Below are 21,305 nucleotides of genomic sequence, written 5' to 3' on the forward strand. Positions count from 1 at the left end.
AAGCTTTTAACCCAAACACTCCATATCCATGTCCCTCACCCTCCGCGTGCTGGCACCAGACCAGAGCGTGTTCGATGGCTCTGCTGATGAGGTCATTCTCCCCAGCACCACTGGGCAGCTGGGCATTCTTCCCGGCCACGTTTCACTTCTTGCAGCGCTTGATGTGGGCGTTTTGCGTGTCCGTGCGGACGGCGGCTGGAAATCCATCGCCCTGATGGGTGGGTTTGCGGAAGTGGAAGCGGATGATGTCACCGTGTTGGTGAACTCCGCTGAACTGGGAAGCTCGATTGATGGCAGTTCTGCTGAAAGCGAACTGCAGGCTGCACGTAGCGCAGTCAGCAAATTGGAAGGCCAGCCAACCTCGCCTGAAAAAGTGAAGGCCCAACAGAGCCTTAACCGCGCAAGAGCTCGTGCACAAGCAGCTATGAACCAGAAATAATTTAGCAACCAAAAAATCTTCATGATCAATTTAACCGGGAGATATTCCCGGTTTTTATGCATTAATTTCAGGCAATAGACTTTGATACTATGCTAGTTCTCTTAATATCAATCAGCAGCCTTGTCAGTTAGAGACATGCATTAAAGCCTGCCGCCAAGATGCCTAAAGCATCATCAACGAAGAACAAGTTACAAAGATTTTGCCACCCTTCTCATCAACACGATTACCAATACTCTAACCCCAAGAAAAAATCAACTGATATTCTTAGTCGAACAAGCGGCAAGAATCTTGATCCGAATAGAAAAAGCAGATCAGAATAAGCAAGCCTCTATACAGCAAGAGCTCATACGAGACGCGGCAAGCTTGGCATATAGTTTTAGAAAACAGGCCTGAAACTCATGAGCAACCACCAGCCATAAAAGTGATTACCAATGAGACCCTTCAACTCAAAGGATCTCTTATTCACGCAATTCTCGGCAATAGGCAATAAAATAATCAAAAGCCATTCAAAATTACTACGCATGAAATCTAAACTGAAACTTGGCTTAGCGCTTAGCACATTTATAATTTGTGGGTGCGTCACAACTTCGCCATCCTTAACTGCAGAGACTGACATATCAGACTTTTACGAAAAAGCAGCTCCTAACGAAAACAGCAGCAAAGCCATTGAATTTACGTTTACTGCATTTGGTGACTCGGGATGGGCAAAAACACATACAAGCCGGCCAATCTATGAAGGCGGCTTTAAACAAGCCTTTAAGCGATTTGACCCTAACAAAACCACACTTGGAGACATTAATTACATTAACTGGGAAACAAGCATTGGCACACATTGCGAGCAATTCTGGAGCAAGTTATCTCCTAGCACCTATGCATTCTTAACACACCCCAAAGAACTTGAAGATACCATTGACCTTGGATTCAATGTTATTGGATTGGCTAACAATCATACCTTTGACTGCCTTCGCTCAAAAGAAGGCAACGGACCATTGCAAACCTATAATTTCGTCAAATCAATTCGAAGCCAAAATCCAAACATTGCCCTGAGTGGAGTTTACGAACAAAGGTTTCAAGAACCCATACAGAGCAATATCAAAACAAAACAAGGGATAGTCCCAATCACATTTGCGAGTGCTTATGTAGGAGGCAGCCAAAGCCATTGTGCAAATATGCTCTGTGTACTCAATTTGGGAGCAATCAAAAAGTCTTTTACTGACACGAGCAGGCTTAGAATTCTCGCCTTACACAGCTGGGATAAAGCAACTCACGCTAGGTTAAAAGCTGTATTAACAACCATGATTCAAGAAAATATGATTGATATTGGCATAGGATCTGGTCCTCATATCAAGGAGCAGATTAAAATCGTAAAAACAAGCCAAGGAAATAAGATACTGGCAACAAGCCTTGGCAATTTCATTCATCCAAGCCTTTCAGCGCAAGCAAAAAATGTAGCTCTTCAATCAATCTGGAGCTTTAATGAACAAACAAAAACCTTCAAGCTTCTAGAAGCAAATGGGATAAAGATCAGCTGCGACGGAGGCGAGTGCGTCAACAAAGGCAGGCAACGTGTCTTTTAAACATTATTCTGAACATTCATCTTGCCCAGAAATATTTCTGGATCCAGTGCGATTCCCTTTGGATCTCTAATCTCAAAATGGAGATGAGGACCAGTACTTCGCCCAGTATTTCCCATTTTTGCGATCACATCACCCCGAATAACAGCCTCACCAACTCGAACAAGAACCTCATCGCAATGCGCATAACGAGTCCTGTACCCATCAGGATGCTGAATTTCGACCATCAGCCCATAGGCACCTAAATACTCTGCGAAAACCACACGCCCAAACCGTGAAGCATGAATTGCTGTTCCAATGTGATTAGCAATATCAATTCCTGAATGATGCCGAGACCAGCGTGGCCCAAAGCCCGAGGTGAAAACACCTGAAGCAGGTAGAGAATAGGCCTTCAGCGACAACTCATTCAGGTAGTCGGCAAAGGATGCAAACGAACAGACTTGAGCAAGTGAATCGGGCGCCTCTCCAAAGCTTGCAGCAGCCCAAGCAGATTCAAGCAGCGAGGCAGAAGCAACTTCGACTGCGGCAGACTCATTAAAACAATGCTGCTCAAACAAAGCGACCATGGATCGCTTATTCAATAGTGGGGAAGAAGCCTGAAATACATTTTTCCCGCTCTTGCCGAGGAGGTCTGATCTCTCAGAATTCTGAATCCTTAATGGAGCGAGTCTGTTCAAAATCTCCATGCTTGATGTCACTGCGAATGTTGCAGAGGAGAGCCCAAGCGCGAGAAAAGAAGAGAAAGAAATCAACCCATTAAAAATATTTCGTGAGAGTGTAACAGACTATTGCGGAGATCCGACGTTCAAATTCGCGAGGATTGGTGATCAATATCACCATCGAAGAATCAAGCAATCATTCTGATGAATGGCGGCATCAAAACCCACTCATCGAAGACCCACCTTGAAGCAACACACTATTCCAGGCTGCAGGCAACAAGAGCCAAGCATCGCCGCAAACAATCAATTCAAATCAGCGTCGAGCAGGCATTCCGAATCATCCAATCGTTGCGACAAAGACTGCATGAAAATCTCCCTAAAAACGATTTCTCGACATAAAAAAAGCAGGCAATTGATTGCCTGCTGAACTCGACACAATGCTGATTGAGCTGAATCAAGCGGTACCGCAGAAGGTCACATCGGGGAACTTGAGCTTGGCATCGTCCAGACTCTTGCCCTTGCCCTCTTCCTGCCAGTAATTGATCACTTCAGTGGCTTTGTTCAACACCTCAACACGTTCGTTATCCGTGATCCAAGACTTGCCTTCGAGCTCACTTTTGAGAGTTTCCCAGGCGTCTTCACGAGGCCAGAAGAAATAGGCCGTCAAAGGACTGGGCCCGCCACCAACAATTTGATCAACGGCAAGCGCCACGTTGTCGGGCAACCAGAGAATCTTCAGCAGGAAGCGTCCCTCATCAGCCTTCGGGGTGTATCCCGATGGCACACCATCAGCATCGATCGTGGCTGATGCCAATGCAGCACTGCCGCCACGCATCACTGGACGACCTTCCTTCGGCTCCTGCTGCTGATCGGCCTCTGCGCTCTTAGGAGTCTCCGTGCTCTGAGGAGCCTGATCAGCTGCTGCTGCCTCGGTAGCGACCTCTTGGTCGACGGCAGCGCCTTCGGAAACCGTCATGGTGTCAGCGCTCAAGAATCAAGGACAAAGAACTAACCTACCAGCCGCCAAAACCCATCCCCCTGGACCGGCACGCATCCACCAGCCAGCTTCTGCTGTTCGATATCGACGGAGTGATCCGTGATGTGTCTGGCAGTTATCGCAAAGCCCTCCAGGCAACCGTTGAGCACTACAGCGGCTGGCTGCCGGCTCCGGCCTGCATTGATGCTCTCAAGGGCGAAGGACGCTGGAACAACGACTGGGATGCAAGCCTCGAGCTGCTGCGCAGGCACGGCACATCACTGCCAGCCAGGCACGACCTGATCGATGTCTTCAGCAATTTCTATTTTGGCGGCGATCCCGATGGCGATCCAGGCGCATGGACGGGGTACATCAGCGATGAACCCTTACGGGTACAACGCGACTTCTTTACCGCGCTGGACCAGAACGGCTGGGGTTGGGGTTTCGTGAGTGGCGCGGAACCTCCCTCGGCACGCTTCGTGCTGCAGCAGCGTCTGGAACTGGTCAATCCCCCCCTGATCGCCATGGGCGATGCCCCTGACAAACCTGACCCCACAGGTCTTGTGCAACTCAGCGACAGACTTTTACCCCGTCGCAGTGGAGGCGTTGTCGCCTACCTGGGTGACACGGTTGCTGATGTTCAGACTGTTCTCAACGCCAGAACCCAACGACCCGATCGGCAGTGGATCAGTCTCGCAGTGTCACCACCACATCTTCTGCCCGGAAGTCAGGAACGAAGCGCTTATGAGCAGCAGCTGATGTCCGCCGGTGCGGATCTGATCCTGCCCAGTACTGAAGCAGCGATCCAATGGTCGAAGGGCAGCCAAGGAGCTGACAGCCATGGGCACTCAGCGTCCATTCGCTGACGCAGTCCGACCGTTAGCGCTCCATGTCTGCAACCGCCTTGAGAGCTCCGGCAGTGAGTACTTCATGACCACAGGAGACGTCCTCAAGGTCCCTGACCGCGACATCGTCCTCAATGCGGATACCGATCCCCTTCCAGCGCTCGTCAATCGCAGGCTGTCCTTCGGGAACCGCAAGACGGTCACTGATGTAGAGACCAGGCTCCACCGTTAGGACGATGCCTGGTTCCAGCTGCACATGATGCTCGCCGAGCCGATAGGCACCGACGTCGTGAACATCCAGCCCGAGCCAGTGGCCAGTTCGATGCATGTACAGATGCCGGTAGCTTCCCTGCTCGATCAAGCCATCCACCTCTCCCACCAACAGTCCCAGATCCACAAGACCCTGCACCAGAACATGCACAGCCGCGTCATGCACGTCCTCGGCGGTGTGACCGGGTTTGACCATGGCAATCGCTGCTTCCTGTGCCTCAAGCACCAGGGAATAAAGCTCCCGCTGCTCTCCACTGAAACGGCCGCTCACCGGAAATGTCCGTGTGATGTCGCCGTTGTAGTAGTCGCGGAGGGAGCAGCCGGCGTCAATGAGCAGGAGATCCCCGTCCTGTAGGACTGCACTGTTGTCGATGTAGTGCAGCACGCAGGCGTTGTCGCCGCCGGCAACGATCGAGCCGTAGGCGGCTCCACGGGCTCCCAGCTCGAGGAAATGCTGTTCGATCAGAGCCTGAATTGTCCGCTCGGTCATTCCGGGATGCACGGCAGCCCTGGCCAGCTCATGGGCGGAGGCGGAGATCCTGCACGCCTCACGGAGCCGTTCCAGCTCAGCGGGTTGCTTGCGCAAGCGCATCCGATGCAGCAGCGGGCAGGGCGCCACCAGAGCCTGTGCGGCACTGCCGGTGCGTGAAACCCGATCGAGCTGCGCACCCCACGAACGCAACACCAGAGGTTCGATCGATGGATGACTACCAACACGAAAGGCGATGCCTTCCGCACCATCGAGGTACTGAGGAAGCAGGGCATCGAGCTCCACGCGCGGATGGGAGAGATCAGCTCCGAAGCGCTCCACCGCACCCTCACAACCCCAGCGCCGACCGGTCCAGACCTCAGCAGCAGGCTCGCGGGGATTCACGAAGAGCACAAACCGCTCACCCTCAGGGCGATGTGGCAGGAACAGGGCCACGGCATCGGGCTCATCAAACCCTGTCAGATACCAGAAATCGCTGTTCTGGCGAAACGGCCACTCCGTATCCGCATGGTGTGTGACCAGCGTCGCGGCAGGGATCACCGCGGCGACCCCGCCCAGTTCAGCCAGGAACCGCTCACGCCGATCCGCGAACAGCTGAGCATCAAAAACAGGGGCGAGATCAGCCACGACAGAGACAGGGCACCGGAGAAACGTCAGGATGGCAGTCAAAGCGCCCGAGCATGACCTCCGACCTGCTGATCCTTCTCTTGTTGGTGGTGGTGGTGCTGACCGGATCCGCCCTCTGCTCCGGAGTGGAAGCAGCGCTGCTCACCGTGAATCCGGTGCGCGTGCATGAACTTGCAGCCCGGCCGAAACCGGTAGCCGGAGCACGCAGGCTGGCCCAGCTAAGGCTGCGTCTGGGTCGGACTCTGTCGGTGCTGGCAATCACCAACAACGGCTTCAACATCTTCGGAAGCCTGATGCTCGGTGGCTACGCCTCCTGGGTGTTCACGGAAAAGATGGACGCGGGCAATGGAGCTCTGGCTCTGTTCTCGGTCAGCCTCACGGTTCTGGTGATCCTGCTTGGGGAGATCCTGCCCAAAGCGATCGGAAGCCGCCTGGCATTGCCGGTCTCCCTGGCAAGCGCTCCGGTTCTGCATTGGCTGGGCGTGATCATGCGACCACTGGTGCTACTGCTGGAGCGACTGCTTCCGGCGATTACCGAAGAGAGTGAGATCAGCACGGATGAGGAAGAGATCCGGCTGCTGGCAAAACTCGGATCTCAGAAAGGGCAGATCGAGGCCGATGAAGCCGCAATGATCTCCAAGGTCTTCCTGCTCAATGACCTCACTGCGCGTGATCTGATGACACCGCGAGTGGCAGCTCCAACACTGGATGGCGCCTGCAACATCGAGAAGTTGCGTGTTGAACTGCTTGAAAACGAAGCGCAGTGGTGGGTGGTCCTGGGTGACGCGGTGGACAAGGTTCTAGGCGTCGCCAACCGTGACCGTTTGCTGAGCGCCCTGGTGCGCAACAAGGGACATCTCACGCCAGCCGATCTCAGTGAGCCGGCTGAGTTCGTTCCCGAAATGATCCGAGCCGACCGCCTGCTGACCGGCTTCCATCGCGACAACAGCGGTGTACGGGTCGTGGTGGATGAATTCGGTGGCTTCGTTGGCGTGATTGGCCCGGAGGCCGTACTGGCCGTTCTGGCCGGCTGGTGGAGAAAGACCTCAGGCGAGGTAGCGCCATGAGGGCCATGGAGGATCGCTGCAGAGATCTGCTGCAGGGTTGGAGAGACAAGCTTGAACTGAATCGGCGCGAACAGGGTCTTCTGGCCGGCGCGCTCCAGCTTCTGGATCGCCAGCTTGAACGCCTGGATCAAAGCAGGCTTCGGATCTCGGTCTTCGGCCGAGTGGGCGTCGGCAAGTCCAGCTTGGTGAATGCCCTGGTCGGTCAGCAGCTGATGGCCACGGATGTGGCCCACGGCTGCACGCGTCAGCAGCAGGCCGTGGCTTGGCCAAGAACTGTTCCAGGCCTGCTGATCGTCGAACTGGTCGACACCCCTGGCATCGACGAAGTGGATGGTCCGGCTCGGGCCCGACTGGCGGCCAGGGTGGCGCTGCATGCCGATCTGGTGCTTCTCGTACTGGACGGCGACATCACACGTGTGGAACTTGAGGCCCTGGATACGCTCCAGACCATGGGCAAGCCGGTGTTGACGGTGCTGAACCGCAGCGATTGCTGGCCAGAGGATCAACTACCGGATCTGCTGCGCAGCATCCACAGCCGACTTCCAGCAGGACTGCCGACTCCACTGGCGGTGTCCGCCGCACCGCGCCGGGCTGTTCAACTGAGCGATGGCCGCATCCGCAGCCGTGAGCAACCGGCCGACGTGGACGCACTGGCGAGCGGTCTCAGCCGTCTGCTTGAACAACACGGTCAGAGCCTGCTGTTGCTGAACAGCCTGAAGCAGGCCACACGCATTCAGCAACAGCTGGAGACAGGCAGATTGCAGCGACGCCGGAGGGAAGCCCAGGGACTGATCGGGCGCTACGCCGCGCTCAAGGCCACCGGCGTTGCTGCCAACCCGCTGCTGCTTTTGGATCTGGCTGGGGGATTCGCCTGTGATGCGGCCCTTGTCCGCCAGCTTTGCTCTCTGTATGGCCTTCCTCTTGGGGGACCAGCGGCCCGCAAATTGATCCGCCAACTGAGTGGACAGAACGCTCTGCTGGGGGGAGCACAGCTGGGGCTCCAGGTCGTCTTGGGCGCGTTGCGCCAGCTGTTGCTGCTGGCCGCACCCTTCAGTGCTGGCCTGACACTGGCCCCTGCCGCACCCGTGGCCCTGGCCCAGGCGGCACTGGCCGTGCACACGACACGACGCACTGGTCGGATGACGGCACGCTGGCTACTGGAGGAACGGGGCCGAGGGCGCCGACTTCAGCCAGGGCCAGCCACTCTGATGCGACGGCTTGCACAGTCGGATCACGGCATCGTCGAGCTGATGCAGGAGTGGCCCCAGCAGCAGACACGTCCACCGCTGCCCTCGCTGTTGCCCTGACCATGGCGACAACGGCCAGAGCTGAGATTGCACTGCTCGGAACCAGTGCCGACCCTCCGACCGTGGGCCATCAGGCGCTGCTGGAAGGACTGTTAACCCAGTTTGACCGAGTCGCCACATGGGCCAGTGACAACCCGATGAAACGCCATGACGCCGATCTTGCTCAGCGTTTTGACCTGCTGAAAACCCTGGTTGAGTCGATCGCGAGCCCCCGGCTTCAACTGGCCCAGGAGCTGAGCAGCCCCTTTGCCGTTACAACACTGAAACGAGCCAGCGAACGTTGGCCTGACCACCGCCTCTGTTTTGTCGTGGGAAGCGATCTCGCTCAACAGATCCCAGCATGGAAAGAGTCTCAGCGCATGTTGCAGCAATGCAATCTCGGCATCGTGCCCCGTGAGGGATGGCCCCTGGAACCGTGCACTTTGGAGACCCTTCGCCAGATGGGTGCAGCTGCGCGAGTGCTGCCTCTGGTGATTCCCGCGGCTGCCAGTTCACAGGTGAAACAAAAGCAGAAACGACATCAGGTGCCGGAATGCCTCTGGCCGCTGCTGCTGAAGCACAATCTTTATGGCTTCAATGCCACCAACCCTTGAGTGCCGATGCGCGTTGCCCTGGCCCAGATCAATCCTGTTGTGGGCGACCTGCTGGGCAATGCCACCCGCATTTTGCAAGGCCTCGACAGCCTGATCGAGACCACGGGCCGCCAACCGGACCTGCTGGTCACGCCCGAGCTCTCGCTCTGGGGGTATCCACCAAGGGATCTTCTCTTCAGCCCCACGCACCTGCAACGGCAACGGGAGGCCCTCGACACGCTCCGCAGTGGCCTGGCCGCCCGTCAGTCGGACATCGCGCTTCTGGTGGGAGTCGCTGATCCAGCAGACGATGCCTTGCATCCTGCGCTGTACAACGCCATCACCCTCGTGCAAGTCGGCGGTGATCAGGTGGTGGCCCGAAAGCAACTTCTGCCCAGTTACGACGTCTTTGACGAAACGCGTTATTTCAGGCCAAGCCATGGAGCTGGACAGATCACACTCCATAACGGAGACCGCAACTGGCGACTGGGGATCACCATCTGCGAAGACCTGTGGGTCGACCAAGAACTACATGGCCGTCGCCTCGTGGGACCAGACCCTGTGGCCGATCTGATTCCCGCGCGGATCGATGCACTCATCAACTGCTCAGCCTCACCCTTTGGCCGCCGAAAGGCTGCCCTGCGGCGTCAGTTGGCCGCACGTGCGGCGCAGCGCCTTGGCTGCCCAGTGGTTTACGTCAATCAGGTGGGAGGTAATGACGAACTGGTGTTCGACGGAGCCAGCTTCGTGATGGGCAGCAACTGCGAGACGCCGCTTTTGCAGCTTCCGGTCTGCCGTGAAGCGATACAGATCTGGAATGCCACAGACAGGGCACCATCGGCAGCCAATCAATCAACCGCGACGCAGCGAATCCAGGCTGAACAGCAGGAGATGGAAGCGCTGTTCCGCACTCTGGTGATTGGAGTGAAGGACTATGCCGGCAAATGTGGCTTCCAGAACGTCCTGCTCGGCCTGAGTGGAGGCATCGACTCAGCGCTGGTGGCGGTGATCGCTGCCGCGGCCCTCGGGTCCGATCAGGTGCAAACTCTGCTGATGCCATCTCCGTGGAGTTCGGAAGCTTCACTCGCAGATGCCCTCAACCTTGCGGATCGACTGGGAATCGCCCACACCATCGTTCCGATCGAAACCCTGATGGATGGTTTCCAGACGACATTGACCCCAGCCCTGGAGAGCGTTCCCTCAGGGGTGACAGCCGAAAATCTGCAGTCGCGCATCCGCGGCACTCTGCTGATGGCCATGGCCAATCAGCAGGGACAGCTACTGCTCACCACCGGGAACAAATCGGAGCTCGCAGTGGGCTACTGCACCCTCTATGGCGATATGAACGGCGGCCTGGCCGTGATCGGTGATCTGTACAAATCAACCGTGTTTGCGTTGTGCCAATGGATCGACAGCAGCGAGGCAAGCCTGTGCCGCCAGCAACTGGCACTCCCTGCCGAGGGAGCGCTGATCGGCAGCGCAATCCTCGAGAAACCTCCCAGTGCCGAACTGCGGCCAGATCAGAAAGACAGTGACTCACTCCCCGACTACGACCGTCTTGACCTCCTGCTGATCGACATGATCGAACACCGTCTTAGCGGGCAGCAACTGATAACTGCTGGCCACAATCCTGCAGAGGTGCAACGGATCGAGAGCCTGTTCAGAAGGGCTGAATTCAAGCGCAGACAGGCAGCACCGTTGCTGAAGGTGAGTGCCCAGGCCTTCGGCAGTGGCTGGCGGCTGCCGATCGCCGCCGTCTGAGCCACATTGAAGAGACGACTCCGTCCTCCATGGCCCATTCCGTTCTGACGGCCCCGATGGCCAGTATCGGGGTCCCCACTGAGATCAAGGCCGATGAACAGCGTGTGGCGCTCACCCCGGATGCGGTCCGCGAACTGGTAACCCACGGCCTTGAGGTGCGGATTCAGAACGGAGCCGGGGCCGGGGCAGGCATTAGTGACGACGCTTTTGCAGCGGCAGGAGCCAGGCTTGTGAATCGCGAGGAAGCCTGGGCGGCTCACCTGGTGGTGAAAGTGAAGGAGCCGCAGCCGGAGGAGTTCAGTCTTCTGCGGGACGACATGGTGCTGTTCACCTACCTGCATCTGGCGGCTTACAGCCAGGTGGGAGAGGCCCTTCTGGATGCCGGCACCACAGGTGTGGCCTACGAAACGGTGCAGTTGGAGAACGGAAGCCTGCCGCTACTGGCCCCGATGAGCGAAATCGCAGGACGACTCGCTGCGCAGGTGGGAGCAAGGCTTCTGGAACGGCCCAATGGCGGCCGCGGCGTCTTGATGGGTGGTTGCACCGGCGTGCGTCCGGCCCGCGTTGTGGTGCTGGGAGCCGGCACGGTGGGCTGGAATGCGGCACGACTCGCTGCCGCGATGGATGCCGAGGTGCTGCTTCTGGATCGCTCCCCCGAGCGGTTACGCAGCCTTGAGGCCGACCGCCGTGGGCGGCTGATCAGCATGGTCAGCAGTCGTGGACTACTGGAGCGTTTGGTACCGACCGCGGATCTGCTGATCGGTGCGGTGCTGACCCCTGGCGGCCGGGCACCGACTCTGGTGGATGAGGAGATGGTCAAGCAGATGACGCCGGGATCAGCAATCGTCGACGTCGCTGTTGACCAGGGAGGGTGTGTGGCCACGAGCCGTGAAACCACGCACACGGATCCAACGGTGTTCATCCACGGCGTGCAGCACTATGCCGTTGGCAACATGCCCGGGGCCGTGCCCTTCACCTCCACCGAAGCTCTGGTGAGCGTGACCCTGCCCTACATCCTCGGCATCGCAGGCCGAGGCCTCGAGGAGGCCGTCACCGAGCGTCCAGAACTGCTCTCGGGTCTGAACACTGTCAAGGGAGCGGTCTGCCATCCAGGAGTCGCCAAAGCTCTGGGGGTTCCACCGCGCCACCCGATGGCCTGCCTGCGCTGATCGTTCAGTCCAGTGAGCGGATGTAGAGCCACTCCCCTGTCGCCACTCCATTTCGTCTGCGGAACAGCGAGTGTTCCTTCAACACGTGGCGTTGCCCACCGGCGCTGAAGACGGCCTCGAAACGCACGGTTCCCTCAAGATCATCCGAACATCCAGCCTCAGAGGCCAGCACCTTGAGGCCATGCCATCGGGTCTGGCGGCAACTGGCCCGCAGCTCTCGCCTTCGCTCAGCAGCTGCACTGGCGGCAACAGGGTGGGTGGCGATCAGATAATCCACCTCCGAGAGCGCGTAAGCGGAGTAGCGGGATCGCATCAATTGTTCGGCGGTCTCCGCCTTCAGCCTGCCTCGGTGAAGCGGTCCGCAGCACTGAAGCAGTGGATCTCCGCTTCCACATGGACAGGGACGGTCTCCGGAATTTGCAAAGCCCAGTGCCATCAATTCAGCTCCTGCATGGAGGGCAGAGGTCGAACGAGAGACGCCGTGGCGATGCCCTCGCGCAGGGCGGTCACCAGGCCCGCGGCTTCTGCGTAGGAACCGGCTTTCAGGATCTGATTCCCACAACCCAGAGCCTCTGCACTGACCGACAGCACGCCTGGATTGTTCACCGCGATCACAGGAACGCCACGTTCCAGGCTGGCAAGCACAGCCTCCCCTCCAAGCGCACCATCCGGCACCACAACGGCACCCAGCTGGTCGGCGACGAGATCATCTCCAGCCATCGAACAGCCTGAGGACAGATCCAGCAGATCAGGCGCCCTGCTCAGACCCACCAACACACAGGCAAGAAAGGTGTAGCCGAGTTCCTCCCCTGCAGCACGGGGATCAAGGTCAACGTCGAGGGGCAGGGCCTCCAGCGCTGGCGCGTGAGCGCAGGGAATCTGCAGATGCCGAACCAGCAGATGACTGATCACCGCTTCAGCGCCGGCGAGAGCATCGACACCCGTGCCGTGGCGATAGGCCGCCAACGTCTCAGTGTCCAGCTCGTCGGGGAATCGAGCCACCACTGCAATGGCGGTAGACCCTGCCGCCTTAAGGCGCTCTGCCGCTCTCAGGAGCGTATCGGGTCGATCCAAAGTCCCCCAGCTTGTGCCGCTGTCGCCGGCAGCCAGATGCACACCCAGAGGCTCATCAGTGCGGACCACCGCGTTGATATCAAGGCCAAGACTGGCCCTGCAGCCCTCCGCCACCTGACGATGTCGCAGCAGCAGGTCCGATTCGATGCCGGCATCCAGCAACAGGCCGATGCGCTGACTGCGCCTCGGGCGCAGTCCCCAGGCAGCTGCGGCAAAACGATCGAGGCTGTAACCCTCCACATAGTGAATGCGTGGATCACGCCAGTACAACGAGGCTCCATTGATCACATTGGGATGGGTGATCAGGCAACCGCTGGCTGCTGCCAACAGGCGGGCACTTGGCAGGGCATCGCCAGCGAACCCACCGATCTCACAGCCGATACCCGTCGGCACAACCATCAGCGTGGGCAACGGCGCAGCGAAGACCGTCATGGGTTGATCAGCACGGCTTCGACCTCAAGCGCAACCTGGGATGTTTCAGCGGAGCGTTGGATGGAGGTGATCGCCCAGCGCAACGGCTCACCCTCCCGTTGAAGCTGCTCGAGAACCCAGGAGCGAAGATCGTCGATAGCGCACAACTCGGGACTGATCAGCGACAACCTCCTGAAACTGAGCTTCATGACCAAAAGGCAAAGACCGAAAACAAATCAGGTGCCATCGCTGTGATCCTCGCAACCGATCCACTGCGCAAGTTTCAGGCCTCAGTGCTCGGGTTGACCGGTGCATTCGAGCAAGCCAGCAACACCGACAAACACTCTTTCCTCAAACAGATGTGAGAGAGGCACTGGAGAAGCTGCATTCCAGCAGCGGCAAAGAGCTGCGCGGCATGGATTACGACAGCTTCATGGAACTGCTGAACGCCGAGGCTTGAAAACATCCCTGCTGAGAGATGAACAGAACCCTGTTGAAGAATCAGCTCTGATACTGACCGAACTGAGCCTGATACAGGGCATCCTCCTGGCCAGCCACCGCCATGAGGTCACTACGAGGGAAGGAAACGCAGAGAAGAGCGAAGCCCTCATTGCGCAGATCCTCCTTGACCCCCATCGCATCAGGCTGGTGAACCTCACCCTCTTGGATGCGTGCAGCACAGGTGGTGCAGACTCCCGCGCAACAGGAACTGGGCACGGGCACTTCGGCCTCTTCAGCAGCGGACAACACGGTCTGGTTGTCACGGCACTGAAAATGGTGACGCTGGCCATCAAGCTCAAGGGTGATGGCATAAACAGCAGATGTGGTGTCGCTCATCTTTCTTGGAACACTCCCAACGATGGCTTCTGCTCAGCGTAGAGGCCGCCTGAATCCACCTCAGCGTCCTTGCATCAGCGCTGGCAAAAAAAAGCCGGCCTCATGGCCGGCTGAAAAATAAAGAGATGAGGCATCAGTCCGCAAGCGGATCAAGCCATTGCAGCGGCGCCACCCACAACCTCAAGAATTTCCTGCGTAATCGCCGCCTGACGCGCCTTGTTGTAATCAAGGGTGAGCGTCTTAGCGAGAGCCTTGGCGTTATCGCTGGCATTGTTCATCGCCATCATTCGGCTTGCAAGCTCAGAGGCTGCAGCCTCCTGAAGAGATCTCAGCAGCTGGTTCTGCAGGTAAAGGGGCAGAAGGGCATTGAGCAATTGGTCAGGGCTCTGCTCAAACACAATGTCCGAAGGCAGCTGGGGCTGGGTATTACCCGGCCCTGCTCCCGATTCAACCCGGAGCTCTCCGTCTTTGGTCGTGAGACGGAAAATCTCGTCATCAGCCTCAGCAATCCCCTGAGGATCAAGGGGGAGCAGAGTCTGAACAACAGGGTTACAGCTCACCAGGTTGATGAACTTGGTGTAGATGATCTCAACACGATCGGTGCTCTCGGAGAGGAACTCAGCGAACACCTCATTGGCGATCGATCCTGCTTCATCAGCTGTCGGGACCTGCTCAAGACCAGTGAAGGTGGCCTGAATGGGGTAGCTCCGATTCGTGAAATAGCTGATGGCTTTACGACCGATCAACACCAGATCAACCTTGTACCCCTTGCCCTGAAGCTCAGCAAAACGCGTCTCAGTGCGTTTGATGATGTTGGCGTTGTAGCCGCCACAGAGACCTCGGTCGCCGGTGACAGCAACCAGGGTGATGGTCTCGACATTGCGCTGCTCGAGAAGGGGAGCATCGGCATCTTCGAAACGCATACGTGCCTGGAGGTTTTCAAGCAAACGAGCGAGCCGATCCGCAAAGGGGCGACTGCGCAGGACCTGCTCCTGAGCACGACGAACCTTGGCCGCAGCCACGAGACGCATGGCCTCAGTGATCTTGCGGGTGTTCTTGACAGATTTGATCCGATCTCGGATCTCCTTCAGATTTGCCATGTCTCAGGGCCTCAGTTGGCGGAAGCCAACATGGTGGAGGTGACTTCGGAAATAGCCTCCTTGAGAATGGTTTCCGCCTCAGGGCTGAGCACCTTCTCGTCCTGAACCTTCTTGATGAACTCAGGCTTGTTGCTCTTCAGGTACTCGCGGAGCTCCCGGGAGAACTGAACCACCTGATCCTCGGGGACATCATCAATCAGGCCCTTAACGCCTGCATAAACAATGGCGACCTGCTCAGCCAGAATCAGTGGACTGAACTGAGGCTGCTTGAGAAGCTCGCGAAGACGCTTGCCGCGTCCGAGCTGTTTCTGCGTTGCTGCATCAAGATCGGAAGCGAACTGCGAGAACGCAGCCAGCTCATCGAACTGAGCGAGCTCAAGCTTGAGGGTGCCAGCAATTTTCTTGATGGCCTTGGTCTGGGCAGCACCACCAACTCGGCTCACTGAAATACCCACGTTGATGGCAGGACGCAGACCCGAGTTGAACAAATCGGAACTGAGGAACACCTGACCATCGGTGATCGAAATCACATTGGTGGGGATGTAGGCGGAAACGTCACCAGCCTGGGTCTCAATAATCGGCAGAGCCGTCATGGAACCCTTGCCCATGGCATCGGAAAGCTTGGCAGCTCGCTCGAGCAAACGGCTGTGGCAATAGAACACGTCGCCGGGGTAGGCCTCACGTCCGGGCGGACGACGGAGCAGCAACGACATCTGGCGGTAAGCCTGAGCTTGCTTGGAGAGGTCGTCGTAAATGACCAGGGTGGCCTTGCCCTTGTACATGAAGGCTTCAGCGATCGAAGCACCCGTGTATGGAGCGAGATATTGCAGTGCAGCAGGATCGGAGGCGTTTGCAGCAACGATCACCGTGTAATCCAGTGCGCCGCGCTCTCGCAGAACCTCCGTCACCTGGGCGACGTTTGCAGCTTTCTGACCAATGGCGACATACACACAGATCACGTCCTGATCGGCCTGATTCAGGATGGTGTCGATCGCGATAGCAGACTTGCCGGTCTGGCGGTCACCAATGATCAGCTCACGCTGGCCTCGGCCGATGGGAATCATCGCGTCGATGGCGGTGATGCCGGTCTGCATGGGCTCATGCACCGACTTGCGCTGAATGATGCCCGGAGCGGGAGACTCAATCAGACGAGTCTCAGTCGTTGCGAGATCACCTTTGCCGTCGAGAGGAACTCCAAGGGAATTCACGACACGACCCAGCAGAGCATCGCCGACAGGAACCGATGCGATCTTGCCGGTTGCACGGACGGTGCTGCCCTCCTGAATGCCGAGACCTTCACCCATCAGCAAGGCGCCGACATTGTCATCCTCGAGATTGAGGGCAATGCCTTCAGTGCCGTCTTCAAATTCAACGAGTTCACCGGCCATCACCTCTTGGAGGCCGTAAACGCGGGCGATGCCATCACCCACCTGCAGGACAGAACCAACGTTGCTGACAGATACAGACTTGTCGTAGTCCTCAATCTGCTGTTTGAGAATCGCGCTGATCTCGTCGGGACGGATGGAAACCATGGCTGGTAAACCCTTTGACGGGGAATAAGAGAAAAATCTGAAGGGTGAAGAAAAAAACGGTCAGCCCGCCTTAGCAAGCGAGAGACCGAGTCGCCTTACTTGGCCGGAAAGACTAGCGTCGATGACCTGAGAGCCCACATTGATCACGAAGCCGCCAATCAGGCTCGGATCGATGGTGAGGTCAATCTCAACGGACCCGCTGCCGACCATGGACTGAACCTTGGCGGTCAGAGATGCCTTTTGAGTGTCTGTCAGGGCCTGAGCCGAGCGGACATGGGCCAGCGAAATCTTGCGGGATTCGCGGTAAAGCTCGAGATACCGACTCAGAACGGCATCAAAAGCGGTGAGGCGGTAGCGATCGGCCAGGACCTTGAGCAGATTCAGCAATGAAGGCTGGATCTGCTCGCTCAGGAGCTGCTCAAGGGCTTTTTTCTTGGCCGTTGGCTCAAGCACCGGAGAGGTCATGGCATCTCGCAGTGACTCACTGCTGTCCCAGAGAGCAATGAGCTCCTTGCACTGGGCTGCCACGTCATCAGACTCATTGCGAGCATTGGTCACTTGCAACAACGCTTCGGCGTAAGGGGTGGCCAAGGTATTGAGAAGGGGCATCAGGCATCCTCCAGATTGTTGATGGAGGCGTCGATGAGACGGGCTTGAGCCGAAGCATCGAGACGTCCGGGCAGGTCGGCCATCACTTTGTCGATGGCGGCCAGAGCAGCTTCACGCCGTAGCTCCTCGGTCAGACGAGCACCTTCGGCGTTCAGATCAGCAAGGGCATCCTGCTTGAGGGCAGCCATTGCCGCGATGGTTCGCTGCTCACCGTCCGTACGGATGGCTTGTGCCCTGGCGTGGCCATCGGCACGGATCTTCTCAGCTTTTTCTTTGGCAGAACCGAGGTCGGCCTGCGCCTTACTCAGCTCTGTGGTGGCAGTTTTGAGCCTGTTTTCAGCATCGTTCAATTCCTTAAGAATCGATTCACGACGACGCTCAAGAATGCCGCCAAGCAATCCCTTAAGGAAGTAGACGAGCAACCCGATGACAATGACCAGATTGATCAGGTTTGTCTCAAGGGGATTGAGGTTGATCGCGAAACCACCCTCTGCAGCAAACAAGGTGACAAGAGACATCATGAAACAGCCAGCAGACGTTGAATGATCTTTGTGCTGAACTCATCGACCTTGCCCATCAGCTGCGACTGAGCCTGCTCTCGCTGTGCCTCAATCTCCCGACGGGCTTGTTCCCTCGTGCGATTGGCATCGGCTTCAGTTGTCGCGATGGCCTCGCGATACAGATTGTCGACCTCCTGCTCAGCTTCGAGGATGGCGGCCTGAGCGGCCTGGCGAGCGCCTCGGAGTTGTTCAGTGAGTTCAGCCTCAAGACGCTGGACTTGCTCAAGCTTTTGCTTGGCATCAGCAAGGCTTGTGGAGATGTAACCCTCACGATCTTCCACGACCTTGCCGACCGGCCGGAAGAAGAGGGAATTGAGCAGGAAGGTCAGGAGAACCACCTGGACTGCCATTAAAGGCAAGGTGGCATCGAGGTCAAAAAGACCTCCCTCCGGCACCGCTGCTTCAGCAAGCAGAAGCCAGGTCATGAAAAAGGAGCGCTGAGGAAAAGCTGATGAAGAGGAGAAGGATCACACCTGGGAGCAGCCATCAAGCTGAGGGAGCTCCCAGGAAATGGATCAACCGGCGAAGGGGTTGGCGAACAGAAGCACCAGAGCCACAACCAGGCCGTAGATCGTCAGCGACTCCATGAATGCCAGAGAAAGCAGCAGGGTGCCGCGGATCTTGCCTTCAGCTTCAGGCTGGCGGGCAATACCTTCAACAGCACCTTGGGAAGCGCTGCCCTGACCGATACCAGGGCCGATAGCCGCCAGGCCAACAGCCAGGCCAGCAGCAACGACGGAAGCTGCGGAAGTAATGGAATCCATGTTGAGAGCGTTGGGGGGGGGATGCGCAGTAGCGCTGAGCAAATGAAGTGGGGATTGGTTCCCCCTGCGCAGGGACACTCTCTGTTGCAAGAGAGCGGGCCCGAGTCATGAGCGTCGGACCTACGCGCAGAAGTGTTTAGCAGATCGCCTTAACGGCGAGCATTTGTCACCTAGTGGTGTTCATGCAGACCTTCGCCGATATAGAAGGCAGCCAATGTCGCGAAAATCAGAGCCTGGATCGCACTGGTGAACAGTCCAAGCAGCATCACAGGCAGAGGAACGATGAGAGGAACCAGATAAACAAGAACTCCAACCGCAAGTTCATCTGCCAGGATGTTTCCGAAAAGTCGGAAAGACAGTGAAAGTGGTTTTGTGAACTCCTCAATGATCTTGAAGGGGAGCATGATCGGAGTTGGCTCTACATAGAGCTCAAAAAATCTCAGACCCTTTTTGCTCAATCCCGCATAGAAGTAAGCGAGAGAGACGAGCAGAGCCATCGCCACTGTGGTGTTGATGTCTGCCGTAGGAGCACCCAGTTCACCTTCAGGAAGTTCAAAAACTTTCCAAGGAATCAGAGCGCCACCCCAATTGCTCACAAAAATGAACAGGAACAGGGTTCCAATGAAGGGCAGCCACTCTCGATAATATTTTTCTCCGATCTGATCACGAGCGAGATCACGCAGATAATCCCAGAGGAATTCGAGCAGGTTCTGCACGCCTCTTGGGTCGCGATCCAACTTGCGCGTACCAACAAGGACGAGAGCAAGGAGAGCGCCGATCAGGATCCAGGAACTCAGAAAGACCTGGCCGTGAAGATTGAGGTTGCCGATCTGCCAATACAGATGGTTCCCGACCTCCAGTTCAGCGAAAGGCAGTGTGAAAGGCAGCAAAGCCATTGAAAGCAGAAGGGGATGCGCGAGCTCAGCCGTCAATGACGGTCTGAAGAATCAAGGCGGGTTTATAGAGAAGGAAGCCGATGAAAGCAGGAAGGATCTCAAGCTGAGGGAACTTGGCCGCTGCAACAACGAGCAGCACAGGCACAACCAGCTGAAACCGACCCACTTGACGGGAACCTCCGCCGAGCCGAGCCACGCTGCGGGCGAGGAGGCGCAGGTAGAGAACACCAGCGCAAGAACCCACCAACAGGCTGCGGGCAACCATGGCGTCGAAACCAACTAGAGCGACAAGAACCGCAACTAGTGAAACCGCCAGAGTGGCCAGCATCAGGCGCCGTTGAAGTCTGGCGTAGTCGGCCATTCCAGAATCGATCGCAACGGTTGCCGCGGGTGATTCTGTGGGGTCGTTAGCCAGCAAACAGTGCCTGAGGAAGCGCGCGGAATCTATCACGCGTTTTCTCGCGCTCAGGTTCTGGAAGCTTCCAGAAGCAGCAGCCGGCGCGACAAGAGACCTCTTGCCACTGAAACGGTCTCAGGCCCGAGGTTGAGGTCACCCAAAGCCGTTTTGGGCTGGCGCTCAACAGCTTCAAGCAATGCCAGCTCGGATGCCGAGAGAGCAATCGGCTCCAGATCCGGACCCAAAAGGCTGGAGGAAGGCCAACCCCATAAACACGACTGTCGCCGACCAATGGCCTGGAGCAAGGCTGAATCGTCCTCCCAGCGGTTGGATTGCACGGGTTGCTTGGCCACAAAGAACTCGAAATGACTGATCTCAGGGTCGAGGTCTTCAACCAGCAGCCACTGTTCACGCTCAGGGAGCATGGCTGCACGCTCCAGCAGTTCACCTGACAGCAAACGGCTCAGATCCCATACGGCGGGATTCGAGAAGCCGGCGAACTGAAGTCCGGCGGCTTCGATCAGGTCGAACAGGCGCCTGAGGTCGTAACTGGTCTCCTGCGGATGGAGGTACATATCAGCGAAATTCGAATCGGCAGCGGTATCGATCAGCCAACGCTGCTCATAGTTCTGGCGCAGACGATTGCCCTCAGGCAAAACCTGAAAGAGTTCACGGCCAAGACGCAGACCTTCGGCTCCGCTACCAGCACCCAATCGGCACAACGCACGCTGGGTTCGATGAATCTCCCAACGTCCCCCATCGGCGTAGAGGAACAAGTGGATCAATCCTGTGTCTGCCAACAGCGAACCCAGAGCCTTCATTCCCGCCAGCGGCTCGCGCAGGTGATGCAGAACGCCCACGGAATTGATGTAGTCAAAGGGGCCCTCACCCTTGAGATCGAGAAGACTGCGCTGCTCCTGACGCAACGCATCCACCTGATCCGCGGCACCGGATCGCTGCAAGCGTTCACGGGCTACTTCAAGAGCTCCCGCACTGATATCCACCGCCAGGATCTGCGCTCCTGGATTGAGGTGACAGAGGTAATCCGTGCTGACGCCCGTCCCACAACCCGCATCAAGAATTCGCAGAGAAGCCGCTGGATCAGCCTGCGATGGCACTGCACCATGCACTGCTGCCAGAACGCTTTCATGGCACCAGCGCCAGTTGTAGCCGGGAGGCGGTCCGTCCTGAAGCGGATCCCCCGGATATGGGAACCGGTCATAAAAGTCACTCACCACAGGGGTGGCGGCATCCGAGGGCTTGGGGTTCATCGGCGCGTCGGTTTCCGATCTCATTATTCGGTCTGAACCATTTCAGGGTGGGCATCGAAAACGGGTCTGAAGGAGCAACCCCTGCAAACATTTGTTCA

General features: G+C 57.4%; 24 protein-coding genes. 8 read left to right on the plus strand and 16 right to left on the minus strand.

Annotation, left to right across the window (positions count from 1 at the left end; genetic code table 11):
- Positions 1–28 precede the first annotated feature (28 nt).
- Positions 29–439, plus strand: coding sequence for an ATP synthase F1 subunit epsilon (atpC, locus tag SynMITS9220_RS10655; protein WP_186989173.1), 411 nt, complete (start codon positions 29–31; stop codon positions 437–439).
- Positions 440–960: 521 nt separating this feature from the next.
- A complete protein-coding gene (locus SynMITS9220_RS10660) occupies positions 961–2,016 on the plus strand; it encodes a CapA family protein (protein WP_186989175.1) in 1,056 nt (351 codons plus the stop codon).
- On the opposite strand, the gene SynMITS9220_RS10665 is transcribed toward SynMITS9220_RS10660, so the two are convergent.
- Both SynMITS9220_RS10665 and SynMITS9220_RS10670 read right to left on the minus strand, forming a co-directional pair.
- A complete protein-coding gene (locus SynMITS9220_RS10665) occupies positions 2,013–2,579 on the minus strand; it encodes a M23 family metallopeptidase (protein WP_255483061.1) in 567 nt (188 codons plus the stop codon). The two genes, SynMITS9220_RS10660 and SynMITS9220_RS10665, sit on opposite strands and share 4 nt — an antisense overlap.
- Positions 2,580–3,126: 547 nt before the next feature.
- Positions 3,127–3,648, minus strand: a complete 522-nt coding sequence (locus SynMITS9220_RS10670; RefSeq protein WP_115125577.1) for a 30S ribosomal protein PSRP-3 — start codon at positions 3,646–3,648, stop codon at positions 3,127–3,129.
- A 116-nt stretch (positions 3,649–3,764) separates the two neighbouring features.
- Between SynMITS9220_RS10670 and SynMITS9220_RS10675 the strand changes: the two genes are divergently transcribed.
- Positions 3,765–4,514, plus strand: a complete 750-nt coding sequence (locus tag SynMITS9220_RS10675; RefSeq protein ID WP_370594397.1) for an HAD family hydrolase — start codon at positions 3,765–3,767, stop codon at positions 4,512–4,514.
- Positions 4,515–4,527: 13 nt separating this feature from the next.
- On the opposite strand, the gene SynMITS9220_RS10680 is transcribed toward SynMITS9220_RS10675, so the two are convergent.
- The gene (locus tag SynMITS9220_RS10680) at positions 4,528–5,880 is read right to left on the minus strand and encodes an aminopeptidase P N-terminal domain-containing protein (protein ID WP_186989179.1); all 1,353 of its coding nucleotides are present in this window, start codon (positions 5,878–5,880) and stop codon (positions 4,528–4,530) included.
- Between the two features lie 53 nt (positions 5,881–5,933).
- Here SynMITS9220_RS10680 and SynMITS9220_RS10685 point away from each other — a divergent pair, with 53 nt between their 5' ends.
- The 5 genes from SynMITS9220_RS10685 to ald are packed head-to-tail and all read left to right on the plus strand — an operon-like array spanning position 5,934 to position 11,756.
- Positions 5,934–6,947: a CNNM domain-containing protein gene (locus tag SynMITS9220_RS10685; RefSeq protein ID WP_115125579.1), complete on the plus strand. Its 1,014-nt coding sequence runs from the start codon at positions 5,934–5,936 to the stop codon at positions 6,945–6,947.
- A complete protein-coding gene (locus SynMITS9220_RS10690; RefSeq protein WP_186992126.1) occupies positions 6,944–8,254 on the plus strand; it encodes a GTP-binding protein in 1,311 nt (436 codons plus the stop codon). The genes SynMITS9220_RS10685 and SynMITS9220_RS10690 overlap by 4 nt, the downstream gene beginning before the upstream one ends.
- Positions 8,255–8,256: 2 nt before the next feature.
- Positions 8,257–8,847, plus strand: coding sequence for a nicotinate-nucleotide adenylyltransferase (locus tag SynMITS9220_RS10695; RefSeq protein WP_186989181.1), 591 nt, complete (start codon positions 8,257–8,259; stop codon positions 8,845–8,847).
- A 6-nt stretch (positions 8,848–8,853) separates the two neighbouring features.
- Positions 8,854–10,587 carry an NAD+ synthase gene (locus SynMITS9220_RS10700; protein WP_186989183.1) on the plus strand — a complete coding sequence of 578 codons (1,734 nt, stop codon included), beginning with the start codon at positions 8,854–8,856 and terminating at the stop codon, positions 10,585–10,587.
- A gap of 29 nt (positions 10,588–10,616) precedes the next feature.
- Positions 10,617–11,756, plus strand: coding sequence for an alanine dehydrogenase (gene ald, locus SynMITS9220_RS10705; protein WP_067095824.1), 1,140 nt, complete (start codon positions 10,617–10,619; stop codon positions 11,754–11,756).
- A gap of 4 nt (positions 11,757–11,760) precedes the next feature.
- Here ald and SynMITS9220_RS10710 read toward each other — a convergent pair whose 3' ends face one another.
- The 13 genes from SynMITS9220_RS10710 to SynMITS9220_RS10770 form a co-directional block, all read right to left on the minus strand.
- Positions 11,761–12,192: a YchJ family protein gene (locus SynMITS9220_RS10710; protein WP_186989185.1), complete on the minus strand. Its 432-nt coding sequence runs from the start codon at positions 12,190–12,192 to the stop codon at positions 11,761–11,763.
- Positions 12,192–13,262 carry a DUF3326 domain-containing protein gene (locus SynMITS9220_RS10715; protein WP_255483063.1) on the minus strand — a complete coding sequence of 357 codons (1,071 nt, stop codon included), beginning with the start codon at positions 13,260–13,262 and terminating at the stop codon, positions 12,192–12,194. Before SynMITS9220_RS10715 ends, SynMITS9220_RS10710 begins: the two co-directional genes overlap by 1 nt.
- Positions 13,259–13,450, minus strand: coding sequence for a hypothetical protein (locus SynMITS9220_RS10720; protein ID WP_186989187.1), 192 nt, complete (start codon positions 13,448–13,450; stop codon positions 13,259–13,261). The genes SynMITS9220_RS10715 and SynMITS9220_RS10720 overlap by 4 nt, the downstream gene beginning before the upstream one ends.
- A 292-nt stretch (positions 13,451–13,742) precedes the next feature.
- On the minus strand, positions 13,743–14,078 hold the full coding sequence (locus tag SynMITS9220_RS10725) for a 2Fe-2S iron-sulfur cluster-binding protein (RefSeq protein WP_067095813.1): 336 nt from the start codon (positions 14,076–14,078) through the stop codon (positions 13,743–13,745).
- A 149-nt stretch (positions 14,079–14,227) separates the two neighbouring features.
- Positions 14,228–15,178 carry a F0F1 ATP synthase subunit gamma gene (locus SynMITS9220_RS10730; protein WP_186989189.1) on the minus strand — a complete coding sequence of 317 codons (951 nt, stop codon included), beginning with the start codon at positions 15,176–15,178 and terminating at the stop codon, positions 14,228–14,230.
- An 11-nt stretch (positions 15,179–15,189) separates the two neighbouring features.
- Positions 15,190–16,710: a F0F1 ATP synthase subunit alpha gene (atpA, locus tag SynMITS9220_RS10735; protein WP_186989191.1), complete on the minus strand. Its 1,521-nt coding sequence runs from the start codon at positions 16,708–16,710 to the stop codon at positions 15,190–15,192.
- Positions 16,711–16,770: 60 nt separating this feature from the next.
- A complete protein-coding gene (gene atpH / locus SynMITS9220_RS10740; protein ID WP_067095801.1) occupies positions 16,771–17,319 on the minus strand; it encodes an ATP synthase F1 subunit delta in 549 nt (182 codons plus the stop codon).
- Complete coding sequence (locus SynMITS9220_RS10745; protein WP_186989193.1) at positions 17,319–17,840, minus strand: F0F1 ATP synthase subunit B; 522 nt, start codon at positions 17,838–17,840, stop codon at positions 17,319–17,321. The genes atpH and SynMITS9220_RS10745 overlap by 1 nt, the downstream gene beginning before the upstream one ends.
- Positions 17,837–18,304 (minus strand): F0F1 ATP synthase subunit B', encoded by a 468-nt coding sequence (locus SynMITS9220_RS10750; RefSeq protein ID WP_067095796.1) that lies wholly within the window; start codon positions 18,302–18,304, stop codon positions 17,837–17,839. The genes SynMITS9220_RS10745 and SynMITS9220_RS10750 overlap by 4 nt, the downstream gene beginning before the upstream one ends.
- 90 nt (positions 18,305–18,394) lie before the next feature.
- Positions 18,395–18,643 (minus strand): ATP synthase F0 subunit C, encoded by a 249-nt coding sequence (atpE, locus tag SynMITS9220_RS10755; protein ID WP_007098848.1) that lies wholly within the window; start codon positions 18,641–18,643, stop codon positions 18,395–18,397.
- Positions 18,644–18,813: 170 nt separating this feature from the next.
- On the minus strand, positions 18,814–19,539 hold the full coding sequence (atpB, locus tag SynMITS9220_RS10760; RefSeq protein ID WP_067095994.1) for a F0F1 ATP synthase subunit A: 726 nt from the start codon (positions 19,537–19,539) through the stop codon (positions 18,814–18,816).
- A gap of 25 nt (positions 19,540–19,564) precedes the next feature.
- Positions 19,565–19,900 (minus strand): hypothetical protein, encoded by a 336-nt coding sequence (locus SynMITS9220_RS10765; RefSeq protein WP_186992130.1) that lies wholly within the window; start codon positions 19,898–19,900, stop codon positions 19,565–19,567.
- A 104-nt stretch (positions 19,901–20,004) separates the two neighbouring features.
- Positions 20,005–21,207 carry a methyltransferase gene (locus SynMITS9220_RS10770; protein ID WP_186989195.1) on the minus strand — a complete coding sequence of 401 codons (1,203 nt, stop codon included), beginning with the start codon at positions 21,205–21,207 and terminating at the stop codon, positions 20,005–20,007.
- Positions 21,208–21,305: the final 98 nt, after the last annotated feature.

The organism is Synechococcus sp. MIT S9220, from assembly GCF_014304815.1.
Classification (GTDB): domain Bacteria; phylum Cyanobacteriota; class Cyanobacteriia; order PCC-6307; family Cyanobiaceae; genus Synechococcus_C.